Here is a 19,776-nt window from a genome sequence, read left to right on the forward strand (position 1 = left end):
GGCTGGAACCTAGAAAATGCGAATCGGGAATGATCGTAAAAAACGATAATTGCGCCGCTTTCACAACTTCCGAAAACAGGATGCCGATATGCGCTCACGTCCGCGCGCGTCAAGACTCCATTAAGAATAGGCATTTGTGCACTACAGCATAGGCAGTCCGCGCGGCTTCGGACCGCGCGGAAACGCCGCATCGAGCGCCGCAATCTCGTCTTTCGTCAGCACGAGATCGCCAGCCGCGGCATTTTCGCCGGCATGTTCCGCGGACGACGCCTTCGGAATCGCGAACACCGTAGTCGCACGGGTGAGGAAGCTCAGCGCGACCTGGCGCGGCGTCGCGCGACGCGCCTCCGCGATGCGCGCCAGCACCGCGCCGCCCTTGCTGCTGCTTGCAGGGAAATCGTCGTGGCCGAATGGCGAATAGGCGACCACGGCGACACCATGCTGTTCGCACCACGGGATCACGGCATGCTCGATCGCGCGTTCCTTCAGATGATAGAGCACCTGATTGCAGGCGATGCGGTCTTCGCCGGCGGCGCCGAGCATCTCGTCGAGATCATCGGCATCGAAATTGGAAACGCCCCAGGATTTGATCTTGCCGGCCCCCACCAGTTCCTCGAATGCGGCCACGGTGTCCTCCAGCGGATACGAACCGCGCCAATGCAGCAGATAGCAATCGAGCCGATCGGTCTTCAGCCGCTTCAGCGAGCGCTCACAGGCGGTGATGGTTCCGCGGCGGGAGGCGTTGCTCGGCAGCACCTTCGACACCAGGAACACCTCGTCGCGTCGGCCTGCGATCGCATCTGCAATGACGAGCTCGGCATCGCCATACATCTCGGCGGTGTCGATGTGGGTCATGCCGAGATCGAGCCCGCGCTGAAGCGCCGCGATGGCGCGCTTGCGATCGCCATGGTCGAGATACCAGGTGCCCTGCCCGATGACGGCGACGCTGGCGCCGGTTTTGCCGAAGGGTTTCGTGTTCATATTTGCTCCGATACCGCTCGTTCGTTCAGCCAACCGCCATCAAGCTCAAGAGTTCAATACGCCGATGTCGGCGACCAATACGCTACCGGTGGCAGACTCCGTGATATAGAGCCGATCTTTGTTCGCGCCACCGATCGCGACATTGGTGCAATTCGGCCCCGCGCACGACTTGACCCGCGCAATCAATTCGCCGTTGGGCGCGAACACACGAAGACATGGCCGAGCGAGGCGTGACCGACGAACAGGCGACCCTTGGCATCCATGGTCAAGCCATCAGGGCCACTGGTACCGAACAGCGAGCAGAAGCGGCCGACCTTCGAGACGCTGCCGTCCTTCATGAACGGCAGCCGCCACACCGCGTTGTCGCGCGTCATCGCGACGAACAGCACGGTCTCCGTTGGATCGAGCACCAGACCATTTGGGCTGATACCGGTGTTAACAAGGCAATCCAGCCGGCCGCCTGGCGTCAGGCGATAGACACGGCCGCTGGGGTCATGCAGGCCGGTCTGACCCTGGTCGGTAAAATAGATGTCGCCGTTGGAAGCGAGATGCAAATCGTTGCAGCCGCGGAAGGACTCCGAGTTGCGCGAGGTCAGCACCGGCGCAATGCGGCCTGCCTCGGCGTCAAACGCCATGATGCCGTGCCTGTAATCGGCGACCAGGATGCGACCGTCGGCCGCGATCTTCAGCCCGTTCGGCCAGCCCTCATACACGATCGCCAACGACCACTCGCCGTCGGGCGCGATGCGGAAGATCCGGACGAAGGGAATGTCGACGATGTAGAGATTGCCATCTTTGTCGAACGACGGGCCCTCGATGAAGGAGTCCGTCGGCACGCCCGGCCGATTGGCATCGGCCCAATCCGTCCGCTCGCCCTTGCGGCGAAATTTGTCGGGCATGGCGGAGAAGAGCCTGGTCTCGATCAGGCGTGGCGGCGTTTCCAGGTACATCATTGTTGTTTTGCGCGTTGAGGGCGAGAGCGCGGCACCATCGGGCACAATGGGGCGTGCGTCGATTGGGCTGGGGCGTAGCGCCCCGCCCCCGCTGTCATTCCCCGCGAAAGCGGAGAATTCAGACGCCGTGGCCTTACCGCTTGATCACAGGCGTCTCGGCGTACTGGATCGCCCGGTCAAGCCGGGCGATGACGGCGGAGTATGCAGCGACGACCGAGAAAGTCGCCTCTACCCCGCAGCGCCCGCGACCTTAGCCTGCTTCACTGGTGCGACCTCCGTCGTCGCAATCAGGCGCTTCAGCTCGGGAATGCAGGAGCCGCAATTGGTGCCGGCCTTGAGCTTTACGCCGATCTCGGCGGCCGTGCGCGCGCCTGCGACGATGGTGTCGCAGATGGTGCCGCGGCCGACACCAAAGCAGGCGCAGACGACCGGACCGGTCGAAGCCGCGCCCTCGCTCGACTTACCGGACAACAGCATGCGCCGCTGCTCGTCGGTGACATGGTCGGCGACGAACAGGCTCTTCACCACCTCCCAATCGCCGGCATCATGCGCGGGGCCGACGAACAGGCAGGTTTCGATGCGGTCGCCGGCAAACGACGCCGCGCGATAAACGCCGCCGCCAAAGTCGCGATAGTCGGCGACGTCCTCGCCGGCAACGCCACCGAGCCAGGCCGGCCAGCGCGACAGGTCCGCATTGTCGGCGAAGAGATAGCCGAAGCCGCCGGCAACAGCGACGCGCGTCCACATCAGGTTTGGCGGCAGGTCCAGCTGCTTGCGCGACAACGCAAAGCCCCGGAAGACGTATTCATAAGGCCCGATCGCGGCTGGTGTCGCCTTGGACTCCGGCTGCCCCGAGAACGGATCGGTGAACGGTGCGACCAACGCCCCGACGCGACCGTGCGAGGCGTTCATCGCACTCCAGTGGATCGGCGCGAACAGCGTGCCGCGCTGCTGGCGGTCGCTGACGACGACCTTGAGGGTGCACTGGCCGTAGTCGGTGGTGATCCGGGCATAGCCGTCATGGACGATGTTGTATCTGCCGGCGTCATCGGGATGAATCTCGACGAACGGCTCGGGCAGATGCGCGCCGAGCCGCTGGCTGAGGCCCGTGCGCGTCATGGTATGCCACTGGTCGCGGATGCGCCCGGTATTGAGCCGCAGCGGCCGCGAAGGCCCGGTCTCGCCACGCAGCGCCGGCACTTCCGGCGCGACGAAGCGGCCCTTGCCGTCATTGGTGAAGAAGCCGCCGGCCGCGAAGAAGCGCTCGCCGGGCGCCCCGCCTTCACGCGCCGGCCACTGCACGGGCTTCAAGGCGTCGAAGCCCTCGTCGGACAGCGAGGTCAGCGCGCCGATATCGAAGTCGCGGCTGCCATCGTTCTCGAACGCCGAGAGCGCGGCGTGCTCGCGAAAGATGTCGGCTGCGGATTTGTAACTGAAACTGTCGCCGAAGCCGAGGCGTTTTGCGGTTTCGCTCAGGATCCACCAGTCCGGCCGCGCCTCGCCGGGCGCCGGCAGGAACGAACGCTGGCGCGAGATGCGGCGCTCGGAATTGGTCACGGTGCCCGACTTCTCGCCCCAGGCGAGCGCGGGCAGCAGCACGTGCGGGCCGGCATCGACCGTGTCGTTGGAGAGCACGTTCTCGGAGACCACGAACAGCTCGAGCTTCTTCAGCGCCTCGCGCACGAAGTCCGCGTCGGGCAGCGACACTGCGGGGTTGGTGCCCATCACCCACAGGGCCTTGACCTCGCCGCGGTTGATGGCTTCGAACAGCTGCACCGCTTTCAACCCTTCATGGGTGGCGATGCGCGGCGCCTTCCAGAACCGCCTGACACGGTCGATGTCCGGCGGCGTGAAGTTCATGTGTGCGGCGAGCTGGTTGGCGAGGCCGCCGACCTCGCGGCCGCCCATCGCGTTGGGCTGGCCGGTGAGCGAGAACGGCGAGGCGCCGGGCTTGCCGATGCGACCCGTGGCAAGATGGCAGTTCAGGATCGCATTGACCTTGTCGGTGCCCTGCGCCGACTGATTGACGCCTTGCGAGTACAGCGTGACGACGCGGGGCGTGTCACGGAACATCTTGAAGAAGGTGGCAACGTCCTGCTCGGAGAGGCCGGTGGCCAGTGCGGTCGCGGTGACGCTGCCGGCGATGCTGCGTGCGCGCGCCAGCGCGTCGTCAAAGCCCGACGTGTTTTGCGCGATGTAGTCCTGATCCAGTGCACCATTGTCGGCGAGGTGAACGAACAGGCCGCAGAACAGCGCCGTGTCGGTGCCGGGCTTGAGGCCCAGGAACAGATCGACATCGGTCGCGGTGTCGGTGCGGCGCGGATCGATCACGATCATGCGGGCGCCGCGCTCCCCACGGTTCTTCAACATGCGCTGGAACAGGACCGGGTGGCACCAGGCGGCATTCGAGCCGACGAACACCAGCAGATCGGCCTGGTCGAGATCCTCGTAGCAGCCGGGCACGGTGTCGGCGCCGAAGGCGCGGCGGTGACCGGCGACCGAGGACGACATGCACAGCCGCGAATTGGTGTCGACGTTGGCCGTGCCGACAAAGCCCTTCATCAGCTTGTTGGCAACGTAATAATCCTCGGTCAGCAGTTGGCCCGAGAGATAGAATGCGACCGCGTCGGCGCCGTCGCGCGCGACGATGTGCTGCATGCGGTGGGCGACGTGATCGAGCGCATCGCTCCAGGCGACGCGTTCGAGCACGCCCTTGCAGCGGATCATCGGATAGAGCAGCCGGCTTTCCAGCCCGACGGTCTCGCCGAGCGCCGAGCCCTTGGAGCACAGCCGGCCGAAATTGGCAGGATGATCGGGATCGCCCGCGATCGCCGCGCCGCCCTTGCCGTCCGGCGTCGCCAACACGCCGCAGCCGACGCCGCAATACGGACAGGTCGTCTTGGTGGCACGGAGCGTGGGATCGATCGCCGTCATTTCAAGCCGCCTCTATCAAGCCGCTTTGGAGGGACGCGCGAGCACGCGGCCAAACATCATGTCGGCGCGGATCGCCGCCACCTTTTCGCGGTTGCGGATCAGTTCGAGATACCAGAGCGCATCGACGGTATCGCCGATCAGCAGGGCGCCGGTAAGCCGGCCCTCGGCGATGACGAGCTTCTTGTAGGTGCCGCGCCTGCGGTCTGACAGCACGAGGCTCTCGCTGCCCTCCCCGCCCATGAAGTCGCCGGCGGAGAATACGCTGACCCCCGACACCTTCAGATTGGTCGAGACCACGCTGCCTTGATAGGCCGCGGGACGACCGGAGAGATGCCGCGCCAGCACGCGCGCCTGCTCGTAGGCAGGCTCGACGAGCCCGTAGCAGGTGCCGCGATGCTCGGCGCACTCGCCGAGCGCGTAGATATCGGGTGACGCCGTCTGCATCTCGTCGTTGACGACGATGCCGCGGTTGACTGCGATGCCGGCGTCCTTTGCCAGCGCGATGTTGGGCCTGATGCCGGCGGCGAAGATCACCGCATCGGCCTCGATGCGGCTGCCGTCGGCAAGCTCGACCGCTTCGACACGGCCCTCGCCGTGGATGCGCGCTGTGGATGCATTGAGCAGGATGCGAATGCCCTTGCGCTCGACCAGCGTCTTGAGCAGGTCGGCAGCGGGCGCATCGAGCTGGCGCTCCATCAGCCGATCCATCAGATGCAGCAATGTCACGGGCGCTCCGGCCTTGGCGAGGCCGTAAGCCGCTTCGAGTCCGAGCAGACCGCCGCCGACCACGACGACGCGCTTCGTTGCGGCAGCGAGCGTCAACAGCAGATCGACGTCGCGGGTGTCGCGGAAGGTGTGCACGCCAGAAAGGTCGGCGCCCGGCACGTTGAGCCGCAGCGGCGTCGAGCCGACGGCGAGCACGAGCTTGGAATATTCCATGCTCTCTTCGCCTTCGATCTTGAGCTCGCGTCGGCCGGTGTCGATCTCGCTAACGCGATAGCCGTAGCGCACCGTGACGCCGCGATGGCGCCACCAGTCGGCGGGACGAAGCTCGATCTCGTGCGAGCCGGTTTCGCCGGCCAGCACGGAGGAGAGCAGAACGCGGTTGTAAGCGAGCCGCGGCTCTTCGCCGATCACGGCGACCGCGTAGCGGCCGAGCGAAGTCTTGGCGAGCTCGTCGACCAGACGCGCGGCCGCCATACCGTTACCGACGATGACCAGCGGTTCACTCACAACGCATCTCCTATTCAGCGGCCTGCGACTGTGCGCCGTAGGCCTCGGATATCATGTAGCCGGACAACACGCCGTAGGCGTCGGTCCAGGCGGCAGCGAGTTCGGGCGTCCAGGCTTCGCCGAGGCCCTTCTCCAGGGTCCATAGCAAGGTCGCGCCGACCACGGGGTAGTGCTCGGCCTTGGCGCCATAGCCGACGTGACGCTTCGCAAGCGCCGAGGCCGCGGGAAGAATCGAGTCCAGGTTCGACAGGCCGCCGACGACGGCAGCGAGCATGCCCATTAGCTTCTTGCGCTGCTCGGTCATGTCCTCGGGAAACATCGCGCGCACGGACGGCGCGACCTCGAACAGGCGATCGTAGAACAGCACCGCGGCTTGCGCGGAAATCGGCGCGACCTTGGCAAAGCTCTGTTGCACGAGGCTGATCTGTTCTGGCGTCATGATGTTCTCCTGCCTGTTGGGTTTGCCTTGGTGCGCGCCATTGCGAACCAGGTTCATTGTCAAACTGTCGGGCAATGCTTCTCCCCGCGTACGGGGAGAAGCGAGATTCGTACCAAGTATTAGACACGTGCTCCGGCGAGGCTTGACGCGCCTTCACCCTGCGGGCTGCGACGCAGATAGAACCACCAGGTCAGCGCGAGGCAGGAGGCGTAGAAGCCGAGATAGATCGCGAGCGCGAGCTGCGGCCCGCCGGTCAGCGCGATCGACTTGCCGAAGCCGGTCGGGATCAGATAGCCCCCGACGGCGCCGACCGCGCCGATGAAGCCAACCGCAGCACCGCTCTCGATGCTCGCCGTCTTCAAGGCGAGCGCGCGCTCCGCATCGCCCTTGCCGCGCACCCTGAACAGATTCTGCTCGCGGAAGATCGAGGGGATCATGCGGTAGGTCGAACCGTTGCCGATGCCCGTCGTCACGAACAGGACCAGGAACATCGACAGGAAGCCGATGAAATCCTTGTGCCCGACGAAGTAGAGCACGCCGATCGTCGCGCCTGCCATCACGATGAAATTCCAGAACGTGATGACCGAGCCGCCGATCCTGTCGGCAAGCCAGCCGCCGAGCGGCCGCGACAGCGAACCGACCAGCGGTCCCAGGAATGCGATCGCAATCGTGACTTGCGGGAACTGGGTCTTGATCAGCAGCGGAAATGCAGCCGAGTAGCCGATGAAGGAGCCGAACGTGCCGATATAGAGATACGCCATGATCCAGGTGTGCTTGCGCTTGACCACGGCGAGCTGATTCTTGATCGACGACTTGGCTGTGGTCAGGTTGTTCATGAAGAACACTGCGCCGAACACCGCGATCGCGATCGGCAGCACCCACATCAGGCCGGCGTTTTGAAGGAAGACGCCGTCGACGGGCGTTGCCTGGAACAGGTTGATGACGGCGAGCGTCATCAGGATCGGGGTCAACAGCTGCACGCTCGAGACGCCGATATTGCCACCGGCCGCGTTCAGTCCGAGCGCCCACCCCTTCATCCGGTCGGGGAAGAAGAACGAGATGTTGGTCATGCTGGAGGCAAAATTGCCGCCGCCGAGACCGGCGGTCGAGGCAATCAGCAGCATCAGCCAGAATGGCGTGTCGGGCTGGCCGACGAAATAGGCGAGCGAGAGCGTCGGAATGAACAGGATCGCCGCACTGAAGATGGTCCAGTTGCGACCGCCGAAGGTCGTCACCGCGAAGGTGTAGGGAAAGCGCATCAACGCGCCGATCAGCCCGGGCACCGCGACGAGCTGGAACAGCTGGTCGGTGGTGTAGTGGAAGCCCGCCTGCGGCAGCTTGGTGGTGACGATGCTCCAGATCAGCCAGACCGAGAAGCCGATATGTTCGGCCACGATCGACCAGATCAGGTTGCGGCGCGCGATAGTCTTGCCAGTCGCATTCCAGAACGCCTCATCTTCGGGGCGCCAGTCTGAGATCCAAGTCTGATTACCAGTCGGACTCTTGGTCATTGCAAAATCCCTTCCAGGCTCACCGCTGCGTCGTTGCAGGCTCTGCCTCCGGCCACGGAGGCGCGCTCCGAGGCTTCACCCCGGTGGCGAGTTACGATGCTGATTGATGATGTTGAGGGACGTCGTCGTTGGCGTCGCAGTTGGTGTTTCAATTTCCGTGCCAACTGCGCGCATTCCGGAAACGCAGGAAATTCAGAAACTTGTTCGAAGTGCTCCGAATCTTTGCAAGACTATTTCGCACGCAAATTTTGCGATTCGCTCAATCCCTGTGCGGCGCACAAGGATTGAGCTTGATGATTCAAAAATAGGCGTTACGTGAGCACCTGTTGGTGACGCGTTTACGCGGCTTCGACGAAACGATGACGCTCATAGAGGAATTCGAGCACGCGCTGCCGGCACTTCAGGTAAGTGGCGTTGGTCGCGAGCTCGAGCCGCTTGCGCGGGCGCGCCAGCGGCACCTCCAGCACCTCGCCGATGCGCGCGCTCGGCCCGTTCGTCATCATGACGATGCGATCGGACAGCAGCACCGCCTCGTCGACGTCGTGGGTGATCATCAAAATGGTGTTGCCGAGCTTCTGATGCAGCGCCATCACCGAATCCTGCAAATGCGCGCGGGTCAGTGCGTCGAGCGCGCCGAAAGGCTCGTCGAGCAGCAACACTTTCGGCTCCATGGCAAGCGCGCGGGCAATGCCGACGCGCTGCTTCATGCCGCCGGATATCTCCGAGGGACGCTTGTCCTTGGCATGAGCCATCTGCACGAGGTTGAGATTGTGCATGACCCAGGCGTCGCGTTCGGCGCGCTTCTTGGTCTTGGCGAAGACCTTGTCGACGCCGAGCCTGACGTTCTCATACACGGTCAGCCACGGCAACAGGCTGTGGTTCTGGAACACCACCGCACGGTCGGGTCCCGGCGAGTTCACCTCGCGGTTCTCGAGCAGCACGCCGCCGGTGGTGGCGTTGGTCAGGCCTGCGATGATGTTGAGCAGGGTCGACTTGCCGCAACCGGAATGGCCGATGATCGAGACGTATTCGCCCTTCTCGATAGTGAGATTGATATCCTTCAGCACCTCCGTGGAGGCTGCGCCGCGGGTAAAAATCTTGTCGATGTGATCGAGCTTCAAATAAGCGGTCATGTGCTTGTCCCTTAGTTCAGCGCGGTGCCGCGGGTGACGATCTTGCCGGCGCCCGCGATCAGGCGGTCGAGCACGAAGCCGATGATGCCGACATAGAACAGTGCCAGGATGATCTCGCTGATATGCGAGGAATTCCAGGCGTCCCAGATGAAGAAGCCGATGCCGACGCCGCCGATCAGCATCTCGGCCGCTACGATGGCGAGCCAGGACAGACCGATGCCGATGCGAAGCCCCGTGAAGATGTAGGGCGCGGCGGCCGGAATCATGATCTTGGCGAAGAATTCGAGCGGGTTGAGCTGCACCACCGCGGCGACGTTGCGATAATCCTGCGGGATGTTGCGGATGCCGACCGCGGTGTTGATGATGATCGGCCAGATCGAGGTGATGAAGATGACGAAGATCGCCGAGGGCTGGCCGTCGCGGAACGCGGCGAGCGACAGCGGCAGCCAGGCGAGCGGCGGAATCGTGCGCAAGACCTGGAACAGCGGATCGAGCCCACGCATCGCCCAGACCGACTGCCCGACCAGCACGCCGAGCGCGATGCCGGCAATCGCCGAGAGCGAATAGCCGAAGGCAACGCGCTGGAGGCTGGCGGACAGGTGCCAGAACAGCCCCTTGTCGATGCCGCCATGATCGAAGAACGGATCGAGGATCAGCTCCTTCGTGTCCTTGAACACCTTCGACGGCGGCGGCAGTGCCGAGCCGGCACGGCGGCAGACCAACTCCCACACCAGAAGCAAGAGCGCGATCACGACCAGCGGCGGGATCACGCGCACGGCGGTCTCCCGCGCCATCCGCGCGTAAGTCTCCGAACGCGGTGGCCGCTTCGGTGTCATCGCGACGACCGGCGCGGCAGCGCTCGCGGGCTTCGCGGTCTCAACCTCGATCTTCGTGGCGGGCATGTTCATCGCAATATCTCTCCGGCTGCAAAAGGCGATGCGGCCGCCCGGAGGCGGCCGCTGGCTCCATCAGACTTCGACGCGCTTGATCGCGAGCGACTTCAGATAGGCAGCCGGATTGTCCGGATCGAACACCTTGCCGTCGAAGAAGGTCTCCTTGCCCCGCGAGGTGGAGGTCGGGATCTCCGCGCTTGCGATGCCGAGCGTCTTGGCCGCGTCGCGCCACATGTCTTCGCGGTTGACCTTGGCAATCAGCGCCTTGGTGTCGAAATTCGCCTCGTACTTGCCCCAGCGAATGTCCTCGGTGAGGAACCAGAGGTCGTGGCTCTGGAAGGGATAAGAGGCGAAGTCGCGCCAGTACTTCATGATGTGCGGCGAATTCTCGACCACCTTGCCGGGAAGGCCGTAGTCGAACTTGCCGGCGGTGCGGTCGAGCACGTCTTCGACCGGGCAGTTCATCCACTGCCGCTTGCCCATGATGGCGGCGAGCTCGGCCTTGTTCTCGGCCTTGTCCGACCATTGCTGCGCTTCCATCACCGCCATCAGCAGCGCCTTCGCGGCCTTCGGATATTTGTCGACGAAGGCGGCGCGCATGCCGAAGGATTTTTCCGGGTGCTTGTTCCAGAGCTCGCCGGTCGTGATCGCGGTGTAGCCGATGTTCTGGTGGATCAGCTGCAGGTTCCAGGGCTCGCCGACGCAGAAGCAGTCCATCGTGCCGACCTTCATGTTGGCCACCATCTGCGCCGGCGGCACCACGATGGTTTCGATGTCCTTGTCCGGATCGATGCCGCCGGCGGCAAGCCAGTAGCGGATCCAGAGGTCATGGGTGCCGCCGGGGAAGGTCATCGCGGCCTTCACGGCCTTGCCCGAGGCCTTCTTCTTCTCGAGCGCCGCCTTGAAGGGCGTGGCGTCGACGCCGAGCTTCAGGTCGGCATATTCGTTGGCGACGGAGATGCACTGGCTATCGAGATTGAGCCGCGCCAGGATGTACATCGGCGTCGGCTGGTTGTTCTGCGTCACCTTGCCCGCCGAGATAAGGTACGGCATCGGGGTCAGGATGTGCGCCCCGTCGATGCCGTTGCCTTCTGAGCCGAGCACGAGATTGTCCCGCGTGGTGCCCCAAGAGGCCTGCTTCTGCACGTCGGTGTCCGGCATGCCGTATTTGGCGAACAGGCCCTTGTCCTTGGCGACGAACAAGGGGCCGGCATCGCTCAGCGCGATGAAGCCGAGCTTGGCGCCCTTGACCTCGGGGCCTGCGTCCTGCGCGAAGGCGCCGGCGGGGAAATTCAGTTTTACAGCGGCCAGGAGGGCGGCGGTCGAGCCGGTGGCCTTCAACAATTGACGGCGGCTGAGGCCAGTGTCCGACGGCCGGCGGGTGCGCTTGGTCATAGGCGGTATCGTCCTTTGCGTCGTTGCAGAATGATTGCGTCAGTGCACACGAGCAGCCCGTCCGTCCGGCGACGCCTGAAGCAGCGCATGCGAACGCGCGACGGGGAGACCCCCGTCTGGTGGCGTCGGCAATTCGGATGAGAAGTCTCGCGGGACGGCTTCAATGGCGTCGGCCTGGAACTATTCAAGCTTCGTGCCAAGCGTCACAACGCAGAAAGCAACCCGATATCAATGTGTTATTGGGGACGCGCCAGTCTGTCGCAGGCCCGTTCCGCTCGCGAAATTTGCGGCTTGCCCAATAATTGTGCGGCGCACAACAATTGTGCAGCAGCTCAAGCAAAAGGCCGCATCAAGCGCAAAAGCCGATGCAGTCCAAGATCTATCTGATTGATATTACTTGCTTTTTATGAGCCTTGCACACGGCACGCAACTTGCTTCTCCATTTACGTCAACGAAGACTGCGGCTTTGCCGCATTGATGCAGGCGCTGGCGGCTGCATCCCGGGAGCTCAACTGCTTCGCGGCCCTCCTGACTCGGTCGTCGTGACGCAATCCCAAGGCTTCCAAACCTCCCCGGCCCACGCGCGGCAGACACCCCGCACGGCCAATAACTTTCAGCGGCGCACTCAGGGCGTCTCGATCTCTCTTACGAAGTAAAAGGAACCATCGATGTCGTATCTCGCGCCTTCGGAATTCGTCACCAAGATGGTGGATGCGGGCGAGTCCAAAGTCTTCATGTCCACCCGGGATACTATCATCCGGGCCTTCATGGCCGGCGCCATCCTGGCGCTCGCGGCATGGTTCGCCGTCACGATCAACGTGAACACGGGGCAGCCGCTGGTCGGCGCGCTGCTGTTCCCGGTCGGCTTCGTCATGCTGTATCTGCTGGGCTTCGACCTCCTGACCGGCGTGTTCGTGCTCTCCCCGCTCGCCCTGATCGACAAGCGCCCTGGCGTCACCTTCGGCGGCGTGCTGCGTAACTGGGGCCTCGTCTTCGTTGGCAATTTCGCTGGCGCCTTCACCGTGGCCTTCATGATGGCCTTCGTCACGACCTTCGGCTTCACGCAGGATCCCGACAAGGTCGGCGCCGCCATCGGTAACATCGGCGAAGGCCGAACGCTGGGCTACGCCGCGCATGGCGCGGCCGGCATGGCGACGCTGTTCCTGCGCGGGATGCTCTGCAACTGGATGGTCTCGACCGGCGTGGTCGGCGCCATGATCTCGACATCGGTCCCCGGCAAGGTCATCGCGATGTGGATGCCGATCCTGGTGTTCTTCTACATGGTGTTCGAGCACTCCGTCGTGAACATGTTCCTGTTCCCCTCCGGCCTGATGCTGCACGCGAAGTTCTCGATCATGGACTATCTGATCTGGAACGAGATCCCGACCGTGCTCGGCAACCTCGTCGGTGGCCTCGCCTTCACCGGCATGACCCTCTACACCACGCACGTCATGACCAAGCCGAAGCGCCAGGCCGGCAAGGCCACCTCGCCCCGCGTCGCGGCCTGATACGTCTCGACAGGAGAGCCTCGCCCGATCAGGGTGAGGCTCCTCTTTGCCGGTGATGACGATGACCCGCGGACTTCAGATCTCGGTCGGCCAGCATTCCGACAAGGGTCGCAAGCCCATCAATCAGGATTTTCACGGCGTCCTCGTTCCGGACGAGCCGATGCTCAGCCTGAAGGGTATTGCGGCCGTCCTCGCCGACGGCATCTCCAGCAGCACGGTGAGCCAGATCGCCAGCGAGTCGGCGGTCAAGAGCTTCCTGATGGACTATTACTGCACGTCGGAATCCTGGACGGTGAAGACCTCCGCCCGCCGCGTGCTGGACGCGACCAATTCCTGGCTCCACGCGCAGACGCGCAAGAGCCAATATGCCTATGACCGCGACAAGGGTTATGTCTGCACGCTGAGCGCCATGGTCATCAAGGCGACCACCGCGCACATCTTCCACGTCGGCGACTGTCGCGTCTACCGCGTAGCGGGCAAGGCGCTCGAGCAGCTGACCGACGATCACCGGATCATCGTGTCCTCGGAACAGACCTATCTCGGCCGTGCGCTCGGCATCAATCCGCAGCTCGAGATCGACTATCAGAGTTTCGAGATCGAGACTGGAGACACTTTCCTGCTGGCGACCGACGGCGCCTATGAATTCGTCGACGCGCGTTTCATCACCAGTGCGCTCAGCGAGCATGCAGCCGAGCTCGACGGGGCGGCGAAGGCGATCGTCGAGGAAGCCTATCGGCGCGGCAGTGACGACAACATCACGGTCCAGATCCTCCGCATCGATGCGGTGCCGCAGCGCGAGCCAGCCGGCATCTTCAACCAGACCTCCCAGCTGCCGCTTCCCCCGCTGCCAGAGCCGCGGGCGATCTTTGACGGCTACAGGATCGTCCGCGAAATCCACGCCAGCAGCCGCAGCCATATCTACCTTGCCGTCGACGCGGTGACCGAGGAGCCGGTCGCGCTGAAGCTCCCGTCGATCGATCTGCGCGACAATGCCGCATACCTCAAGCGCTTCCTGATGGAGGAGTGGATCGCGCGCCGGATCGATAGCCCGCACGTGCTGAAGCCGTTGTCGCAGTCGAAACGGCGCGGCTATCTCTATGTCGCGACCGAATTCGTCGAAGGTCAGACCTTGCGGCAATGGATGACGGACAATCCACGCCCCGATCTCGAAACCGTCCGCGGACTGGTCGAGCAGATCGCCGCGGGCCTGCGCGCCTTCCACCGCATGGAAATGCTGCATCAGGACCTCAGGCCCGACAACATCCTGATCGACAAGACCGGCACCGCGAAAATCATCGACTTCGGATCGGTGAAGGTGGCAGGCGTCGCGGAGGCGGCCCCGCAGGACGAGACCGACGAAATTCTGGGAACGGTCCAGTACACGGCGCCGGAATATTTTCTTGGGAAGGGCGGCTCGCCACGCTCCGACATGTTTTCGCTCGCCGTGATCTGCTACCAGATGCTGACGGGAAAGCTTCCCTACGGCACCCAAATCGCCAGGATCCGACGCAGGGCGGACGTGCGGAGGCTCAAATATCGCCCAGCCGACGACGACAGCAACGTGCCCGCCTGGGTCGACGGAGCGCTCAGACGTGCGCTCCATCCGGATCCCTACAAGCGGCACGAGGATCTGTCCGAATTCGTGTTCGAGCTTCGCACGCCCAATCCGGCCTATCTCGACACGCGGATCACACCGCTTTTGGAGCGCAGCCCTCTGATGTTCTGGAAATTGACCACGGCGGCGCTCGCCTGCGTCGTCATGGTCCTGCTTGCGATGTTGCACGCGCGCTGATCAGGGGTGTCGCCACGCAAAGCATCACCACGTGATCAGCGGAGACCGATGCAGCCAGGTATCGGCGCGCACCTGATCGAGCACGAATGTCGCAACGTCTTCGCGCGCAATGCTGCCGCCATGGAAGCCCGAAAGATCCGTCAGGGCCCGGACCGAGCCGCGGCCGGGCTTGTTGTTCAGGATCGAGGGGCGAACCAGGACCCAGTCCAGCCCGCTATCGCTGACGATCGCTTCCTGTCGGTTCTTGTCGGCGTACACCTTCTTCAGGAGAAGCGGAAAGATCACATTGTCGGCGATAAAGCCGCCGTGCCCGGCACTGTCGCCGGCGCCCATCCCCGTGATGCAAACCAGCCGAGAGACCTGCTCGGCCTTCATCGCGCTCACGAGCGCGCGCGTCGCGGTCGAGAGAAGCGTCACCTCGCGGAACGGGCTTACCGGTGTACCCAGCGCGCTGACCACGGCGTCACGGCCTTTGAGGGCTTCGCGCAGGGCTGCTTCATCGCGGGCATCTCCAACGATGAGCTTCGCCCCCGTGATGTCACTTGCCTTGTCGGCGGAACGCGCCAGCACGGTGACTTCGTAGCCCCGCGCCGCCGCCTGGTTGACGATCAGGCGACCGGTGGCACCGGTCGCTCCAAGCACCAGTATCTTCGTTGCGCCTTCCGGATTCACCGGAACAGTGGCGATTGAAGAGGTCATGATAGGAGTCCTTGTTGTCGTGATGGGGACGTGCCCATGCCGTCAGGCAGTGGCCGTGATCTCGGAGACGAAGTCGCGATAGGAGCGCAGCGGACGGCCCAACAGCGCGGTCAACCGCTCGACGTCGCCGGACTCGGGGACCATTCCCTCGGTGAGGAAACGCTCGCTCATCAACCGCATGTCGAAAGCCATCCAGCTCGGCATGAACTGCCTTAGGTTCTTCTCGAAGCCGGCGGTATCGTCACCGGGATAGGCGATCGTGCGGCCCAGCACCTCCGACCAGACGGCGGCGGCTTTCGCGCCGGTCAGCGCATCTGGACCGACGAGATTGATGCGCGTGAGCGGAAGCGGGGTTGCGGCGCGCTCACGACGGATCAGCTCGATGGCCGCGATCTCGCCGATGTCGCGTGCATCGATCATGGCGAGCCCCTTGCTCCCGATCGGCATCGGGTAGATGCCGTATCCGGTCACCACGTCCTTGATCGTGACGTCGTTGTTCATGAAGTACGCCGGGCGCAGGATGGTAGCGTTGAAGCCCATCTGCTCGATCATCCGCTCGACGCCGAACTTGCCGGCAAAGTGCGGGACGTTCACGTAGCGATCGCTGTGGATCACCGAGAGGTAGACGACCCGCTCGACGCCCGCCTCGCGGGCCACGTTGAGCGCAATCAGTGCCTGCGTGAATTCATCCGGCACCACTGCGTTGAGCAGGAACAAAGTCGAGACGCCCTTGAATGCGCTACGGATCGAGTCGACGTCGAGCAGGTCGCCCTGCACGACTGTGACGCCTGCCGGGAGGTTTGCCTTGGCAGGTTCGCGGGCGAGAGCACGGACATCGGCACCGCGCTTGACGAGCTGTTCGACGACATGGCGGCCGATGGTGCCGGTTGCACCGGTAACGAGGATGGTCATGGGGATCACTCCGGGTTGGGTCAGAAGACATCCGGGAAATTAGTGATCCACAAAAGAACAGATAGCCGCTATATCTGGACAGACTGTCTCACTGGTGGAACAATGGACCTGCTCGCACTCGCCGATTTCAATCTCGTTGCCCGACACGGCGGGTTCGGACGGGCCGCACGGGCCGCCGGCCGCCCGAAAGCCACCCTGTCCCGGCGGGTCGCGGAGCTGGAAGCCGCGCTCGACCTGCGCCTGTTCGAACGGGGAGCGCGCACCCTGAAACTCACGCAGGAAGGACGCGCCCTTTACGAGCGGACGGGAGCCTTGCTCACCGAGCTCGACGAGACGGCGACAGCGATCGCGTCGGGTGGGGACAGGCCGCGGGGGCGCCTGCGGATCAGCGCGCCTATGCTGTTCTCGCAGACTGCGATGGGAAACCTCGCGGCCGGGTTCGCGCTCAGATACCCGGAGGTCCGTCTCGAGGTCACGACGGAAGATCGCTCCGTCGACATGGTGGAGGAAGGGTATGACCTCGTCATTCGGGTCAATCCCGATCCGGATGACAGCCTTGTCGGACGAATCTTTCTGCGCGATCGGCTGGTGGTGGTGGCGAGCCCGGACCTGAAACGACCGCGAGACGGTATCGCTGTGCCGGCTGTCATGCGCGGACCGGGCGACCAGCTGACCAGCTGGGAAGTCACGGTGCCAAGTGGACAATCGCGCATCGCGATTGATCCGGTCCTTCGCCTGTCATCGCTCGTCATGGTCCGCGATGCGGTCCGGGCGGGCGTCGGCGCCGCACGCCTTCCGGTATCACTGGTCAGTCACGACCTGGCTGCCGGCACGCTGGTGCATTGGGGCGACATCGACGGACCAGAGATCGCGTTGTGGACGCTCTATCCATCGCGCCGGCTGTTGAGCGCGCGCGTCTCCGCCTTCCTCGACTTCATGAAAGAAGCCTTTCCGATGGGGACGCCTGACGAGCTGGCGGCCTTTATCGGGAGATAAGAGGGCGGCGCGCGCTGCTCGCGCCTGACGGTCAGGCGTGCTCCTCCGCCTTCGTCCCCAGCGGTTTCGGCGCCATGCCGCCGCCCGGCTTGAGGTGGAATTCGTAGCTCATCAGGTGCCACTGCCCGTTCGCCTTAGTACCGTCGGGCATCGCCGCATCGTTGCGCGGCTCGACCTTGGCGACGAGGTCGTCCTTCACGCCGAACACCACGTCGGAATCCAGATATTTGTCGCCGTCCATGAAGACGTGGGTGATCAGCGGCTCGTAGCCCTTGGCATTGACCAAGAAGTGCACATGCGCCGGGCGCATCGGGTGGCGGTTGGTCTGCACGATCATCTCGCCGACCGGGCCGTCGGTCGGAATCGGATAGCTGCACGGCAGGATGGTGCGGAAGAAGAAGCGGCCATCGCTATCGGTGATGAAGCGCGCCCGCGCCGAGGCGCCGACCTCGTCATAGTTTGGCTTCTGCGAGTCGTAGAAGCCGTCATCGTCAGCGTGCCAGACGTCGACGGGGACATTCGCGAGCGGCTTGCCCTTGAGATCGGTGACACGGCTCTGCACGAACATCCGTTCGCCGGTTTGATTGTTCGGAGAGATGTCGGTGCCGTGCACCGTCACCTTGTGCTCGCCGACATAGAACGGCCCGAGCACGGTGGTCTGGGTGGCGCCCTCGCGCTCGCGATGGTTGACCGCGTCGACCAGCATGGAGACGCCGAGCACGTCGGACAGGAGAATGAATTCCTGCCGGGTGTCCGTGCACTTCTGGCCGGTGCGGGTCAGGAAATCGATAGCGTATTCCCATTCCGCGAAGGTGAGGCCGGTCTTGCTCACGTAATCGTGCAGCGACTTCACCAATTCCTGGAGCAGGAATTTCGCGCGCGGGTCAGGTGTCTGGTCAAAGCTCCGGACGACTGCTTCGGTGAGTTCGGTTTCGTTGAACTGGGTCATGGTGCGTTTGCCTGCGTTTTCTCATTGGCCCGTTGGGGATCTTTTGGGCTGCTTGGAGGCGTTCCAAAGTGAAGCCTACACCAAACAGCCGGCCGGCGTTAAGCGCGACCGGCTTGGAATGAGACCGCCTTTTCGGCTATCAACGCCGGACAAAACTGCTCGGAGGAACTGATGCTCGCCCCCACCCCCGCCTCGCCCGAATCCGTGGGCATGTCCAAGGCCGCGCTCGACCGTGTCGATGCGCATCTGAAGAGCCGGTACATCGATGCCGGCCGCTTCCCGGGCACGCATCTCCTGGTCTATCGCCGTGGCAAGATCGCCCACAGCTCGGTGCAGGGTTTTGCCGACGTCGAACGCAAGCTGCCCGTCAAGGACGACACCATCTACCGCATCTATTCCATGACCAAGCCGCTCACCAGCGTCGCCTTCATGATGCTGGTAGAGCAAGGCCTCGTCGCGATCGATGAGCCGGTCGCCAAGTACATTCCGGAATGGAAGGATCTCGGCGTGTTCGTCGCCGGCACCGCGCCTTCCTTCCTGACCCGTCCGCCGTCGCGGCCGATGCTGATCGTCGACCTCCTGCGCCACACCTCCGGCCTCACCTACGGCTTCCAGCAGCGCTCGAACGTCGATGCCGCCTACCGCGCTGAAAAGATCGGCGAGGTCGAGAAGTCCGGCACGCTCCAGACCATGATCGAGAGCCTTGCAAAAATCCCGCTGGAGTTCTCACCGGGCGAGGCCTGGAATTACTCGGTCTCGACCGACGTGCTCGGCTACCTCGTCGGCAAGATCTCCGGGATTCCCTTCGAGCAGTTCCTGAAACAACGCATTCTCGATCCACTCGGCATGACCGACACTGATTTCCACGTGCCGGCTTCCAAGGCCCACCGGTTCGCTGCCTGTTACTCGGCCGATCCGGGTGGCGGCATGACCTTCCATGCCGGCCAGCGCCGCGAGGGCCTGACGTTGCAGGATGATCCAACCAAGAGCTCGTTCCTGTCGCCGCCGTCCTTGATCTCGGGTGGCGGCGGGCTGTGCTCGACGACGGCCGACTATCTTACCTTCTGCCGTGCGCTGCTCAATGGCGGCGAACTCGGCGGCGTCAGATTGATCGGGCCGAAGACGCTGGCGCTGATGACGACCAACCACATTCCGGGCGGACGCTCGCTGCCGGAAGTGTCGCGCTCGCTGTTTGCGGAAGCCGCCTACAACGGCATCGGCTTCGGCCTCGGCTTCGCCGTGACCATGCGCCCGGCCGAGACGCTGGTCGCCGGCAGCCCCGGTGAATACAATTGGGGCGGCGCGGCCACGACGTCGTTCTGGATCGATCCGGCCGAGGAGCTGATCACCATCTTCATGACGCAGGTGCTGCCATCCAGCGCCTACCCGCTCCGGCGCGAGCTGCGCAGCATGGTCTACGCTGCGATCACCGAGAGCAATCTCTGAGC

The 19,776-nt window shown here is 63.9% G+C and carries 15 protein-coding genes and 1 pseudogene; 4 read left to right on the forward strand and 12 right to left on the reverse strand.

Going from position 1 to position 19,776, the window contains the following annotated elements:
* Positions 1-141 precede the first annotated feature (141 nt).
* The 9 genes and pseudogenes from IVB40_RS26010 to IVB40_RS26050 all read right to left on the reverse strand — a co-directional run bounded on the left by IVB40_RS26010 (position 142) and on the right by IVB40_RS26050 (position 11,472).
* On the reverse strand, positions 142-981 hold the full coding sequence (locus tag IVB40_RS26010) for an aldo/keto reductase (protein ID WP_247816721.1): 840 nt from the start codon (positions 979-981) through the stop codon (positions 142-144).
* Positions 982-1,026: 45 nt separating this feature from the next.
* A pseudogene (locus IVB40_RS26015) lies at positions 1,027-1,931 on the reverse strand (SMP-30/gluconolactonase/LRE family protein).
* 231 nt (positions 1,932-2,162) lie between these two features.
* Complete coding sequence (locus tag IVB40_RS26020; RefSeq protein ID WP_247816722.1) at positions 2,163-4,868, reverse strand: nitrate reductase; 2,706 nt, start codon at positions 4,866-4,868, stop codon at positions 2,163-2,165.
* 15 nt (positions 4,869-4,883) lie between these two features.
* Complete coding sequence (locus IVB40_RS26025) at positions 4,884-6,101, reverse strand: FAD-dependent oxidoreductase (RefSeq protein ID WP_256468203.1); 1,218 nt, start codon at positions 6,099-6,101, stop codon at positions 4,884-4,886.
* Between the two features lie 10 nt (positions 6,102-6,111).
* Positions 6,112-6,540, reverse strand: a complete 429-nt coding sequence (locus IVB40_RS26030) for a globin family protein (protein ID WP_247816723.1) — start codon at positions 6,538-6,540, stop codon at positions 6,112-6,114.
* Between the two features lie 119 nt (positions 6,541-6,659).
* Entirely contained in the window at positions 6,660-8,051 is a 1,392-nt protein-coding gene (locus tag IVB40_RS26035; protein ID WP_247360036.1) for an MFS transporter, read from the reverse strand.
* A gap of 338 nt (positions 8,052-8,389) precedes the next feature.
* Positions 8,390-9,184 (reverse strand): ABC transporter ATP-binding protein, encoded by a 795-nt coding sequence (locus IVB40_RS26040; RefSeq protein WP_027568839.1) that lies wholly within the window; start codon positions 9,182-9,184, stop codon positions 8,390-8,392.
* An 11-nt stretch (positions 9,185-9,195) separates the two neighbouring features.
* Positions 9,196-10,092, reverse strand: coding sequence for a nitrate ABC transporter permease (gene ntrB / locus IVB40_RS26045; RefSeq protein WP_007593954.1), 897 nt, complete (start codon positions 10,090-10,092; stop codon positions 9,196-9,198).
* A gap of 60 nt (positions 10,093-10,152) precedes the next feature.
* Complete coding sequence (locus IVB40_RS26050; RefSeq protein ID WP_247816724.1) at positions 10,153-11,472, reverse strand: CmpA/NrtA family ABC transporter substrate-binding protein; 1,320 nt, start codon at positions 11,470-11,472, stop codon at positions 10,153-10,155.
* 668 nt (positions 11,473-12,140) lie between these two features.
* On the opposite strand from IVB40_RS26050, the gene IVB40_RS26055 reads away from it, so the two are divergent.
* Together IVB40_RS26055 and IVB40_RS26060 are read left to right on the forward strand one after the other, a co-directional pair.
* Positions 12,141-12,980, forward strand: a complete 840-nt coding sequence (locus tag IVB40_RS26055; RefSeq protein ID WP_247816725.1) for a formate/nitrite transporter family protein — start codon at positions 12,141-12,143, stop codon at positions 12,978-12,980.
* A gap of 55 nt (positions 12,981-13,035) precedes the next feature.
* Positions 13,036-14,772, forward strand: coding sequence for a bifunctional protein-serine/threonine kinase/phosphatase (locus IVB40_RS26060; RefSeq protein ID WP_247816726.1), 1,737 nt, complete (start codon positions 13,036-13,038; stop codon positions 14,770-14,772).
* A gap of 24 nt (positions 14,773-14,796) precedes the next feature.
* Here the strand turns inward: IVB40_RS26060 and IVB40_RS26065 are convergent, their stop codons facing one another.
* Both IVB40_RS26065 and IVB40_RS26070 read right to left on the reverse strand, forming a co-directional pair.
* A complete protein-coding gene (locus IVB40_RS26065) occupies positions 14,797-15,471 on the reverse strand; it encodes an SDR family oxidoreductase (protein ID WP_247816727.1) in 675 nt (224 codons plus the stop codon).
* A gap of 42 nt (positions 15,472-15,513) precedes the next feature.
* Positions 15,514-16,383 carry an NmrA/HSCARG family protein gene (locus tag IVB40_RS26070; protein WP_027568833.1) on the reverse strand — a complete coding sequence of 290 codons (870 nt, stop codon included), beginning with the start codon at positions 16,381-16,383 and terminating at the stop codon, positions 15,514-15,516.
* Between the two features lie 102 nt (positions 16,384-16,485).
* Between IVB40_RS26070 and IVB40_RS26075 the strand changes: the two genes are divergently transcribed.
* Positions 16,486-17,379 carry a LysR family transcriptional regulator gene (locus IVB40_RS26075; protein WP_247288504.1) on the forward strand — a complete coding sequence of 298 codons (894 nt, stop codon included), beginning with the start codon at positions 16,486-16,488 and terminating at the stop codon, positions 17,377-17,379.
* 31 nt (positions 17,380-17,410) lie between these two features.
* On the opposite strand, the gene IVB40_RS26080 is transcribed toward IVB40_RS26075, so the two are convergent.
* Entirely contained in the window at positions 17,411-18,328 is a 918-nt protein-coding gene (locus IVB40_RS26080) for an intradiol ring-cleavage dioxygenase (RefSeq protein WP_247816728.1), read from the reverse strand.
* 171 nt (positions 18,329-18,499) lie between these two features.
* Here IVB40_RS26080 and IVB40_RS26085 point away from each other — a divergent pair, with 171 nt between their 5' ends.
* Positions 18,500-19,774 (forward strand): serine hydrolase domain-containing protein, encoded by a 1,275-nt coding sequence (locus IVB40_RS26085; protein ID WP_247816729.1) that lies wholly within the window; start codon positions 18,500-18,502, stop codon positions 19,772-19,774.
* Positions 19,775-19,776: the final 2 nt, after the last annotated feature.

Origin of the sequence: Bradyrhizobium sp. 40 (genome assembly GCF_023100925.1) — a bacterium.
Taxonomy (GTDB): domain Bacteria; phylum Pseudomonadota; class Alphaproteobacteria; order Rhizobiales; family Xanthobacteraceae; genus Bradyrhizobium.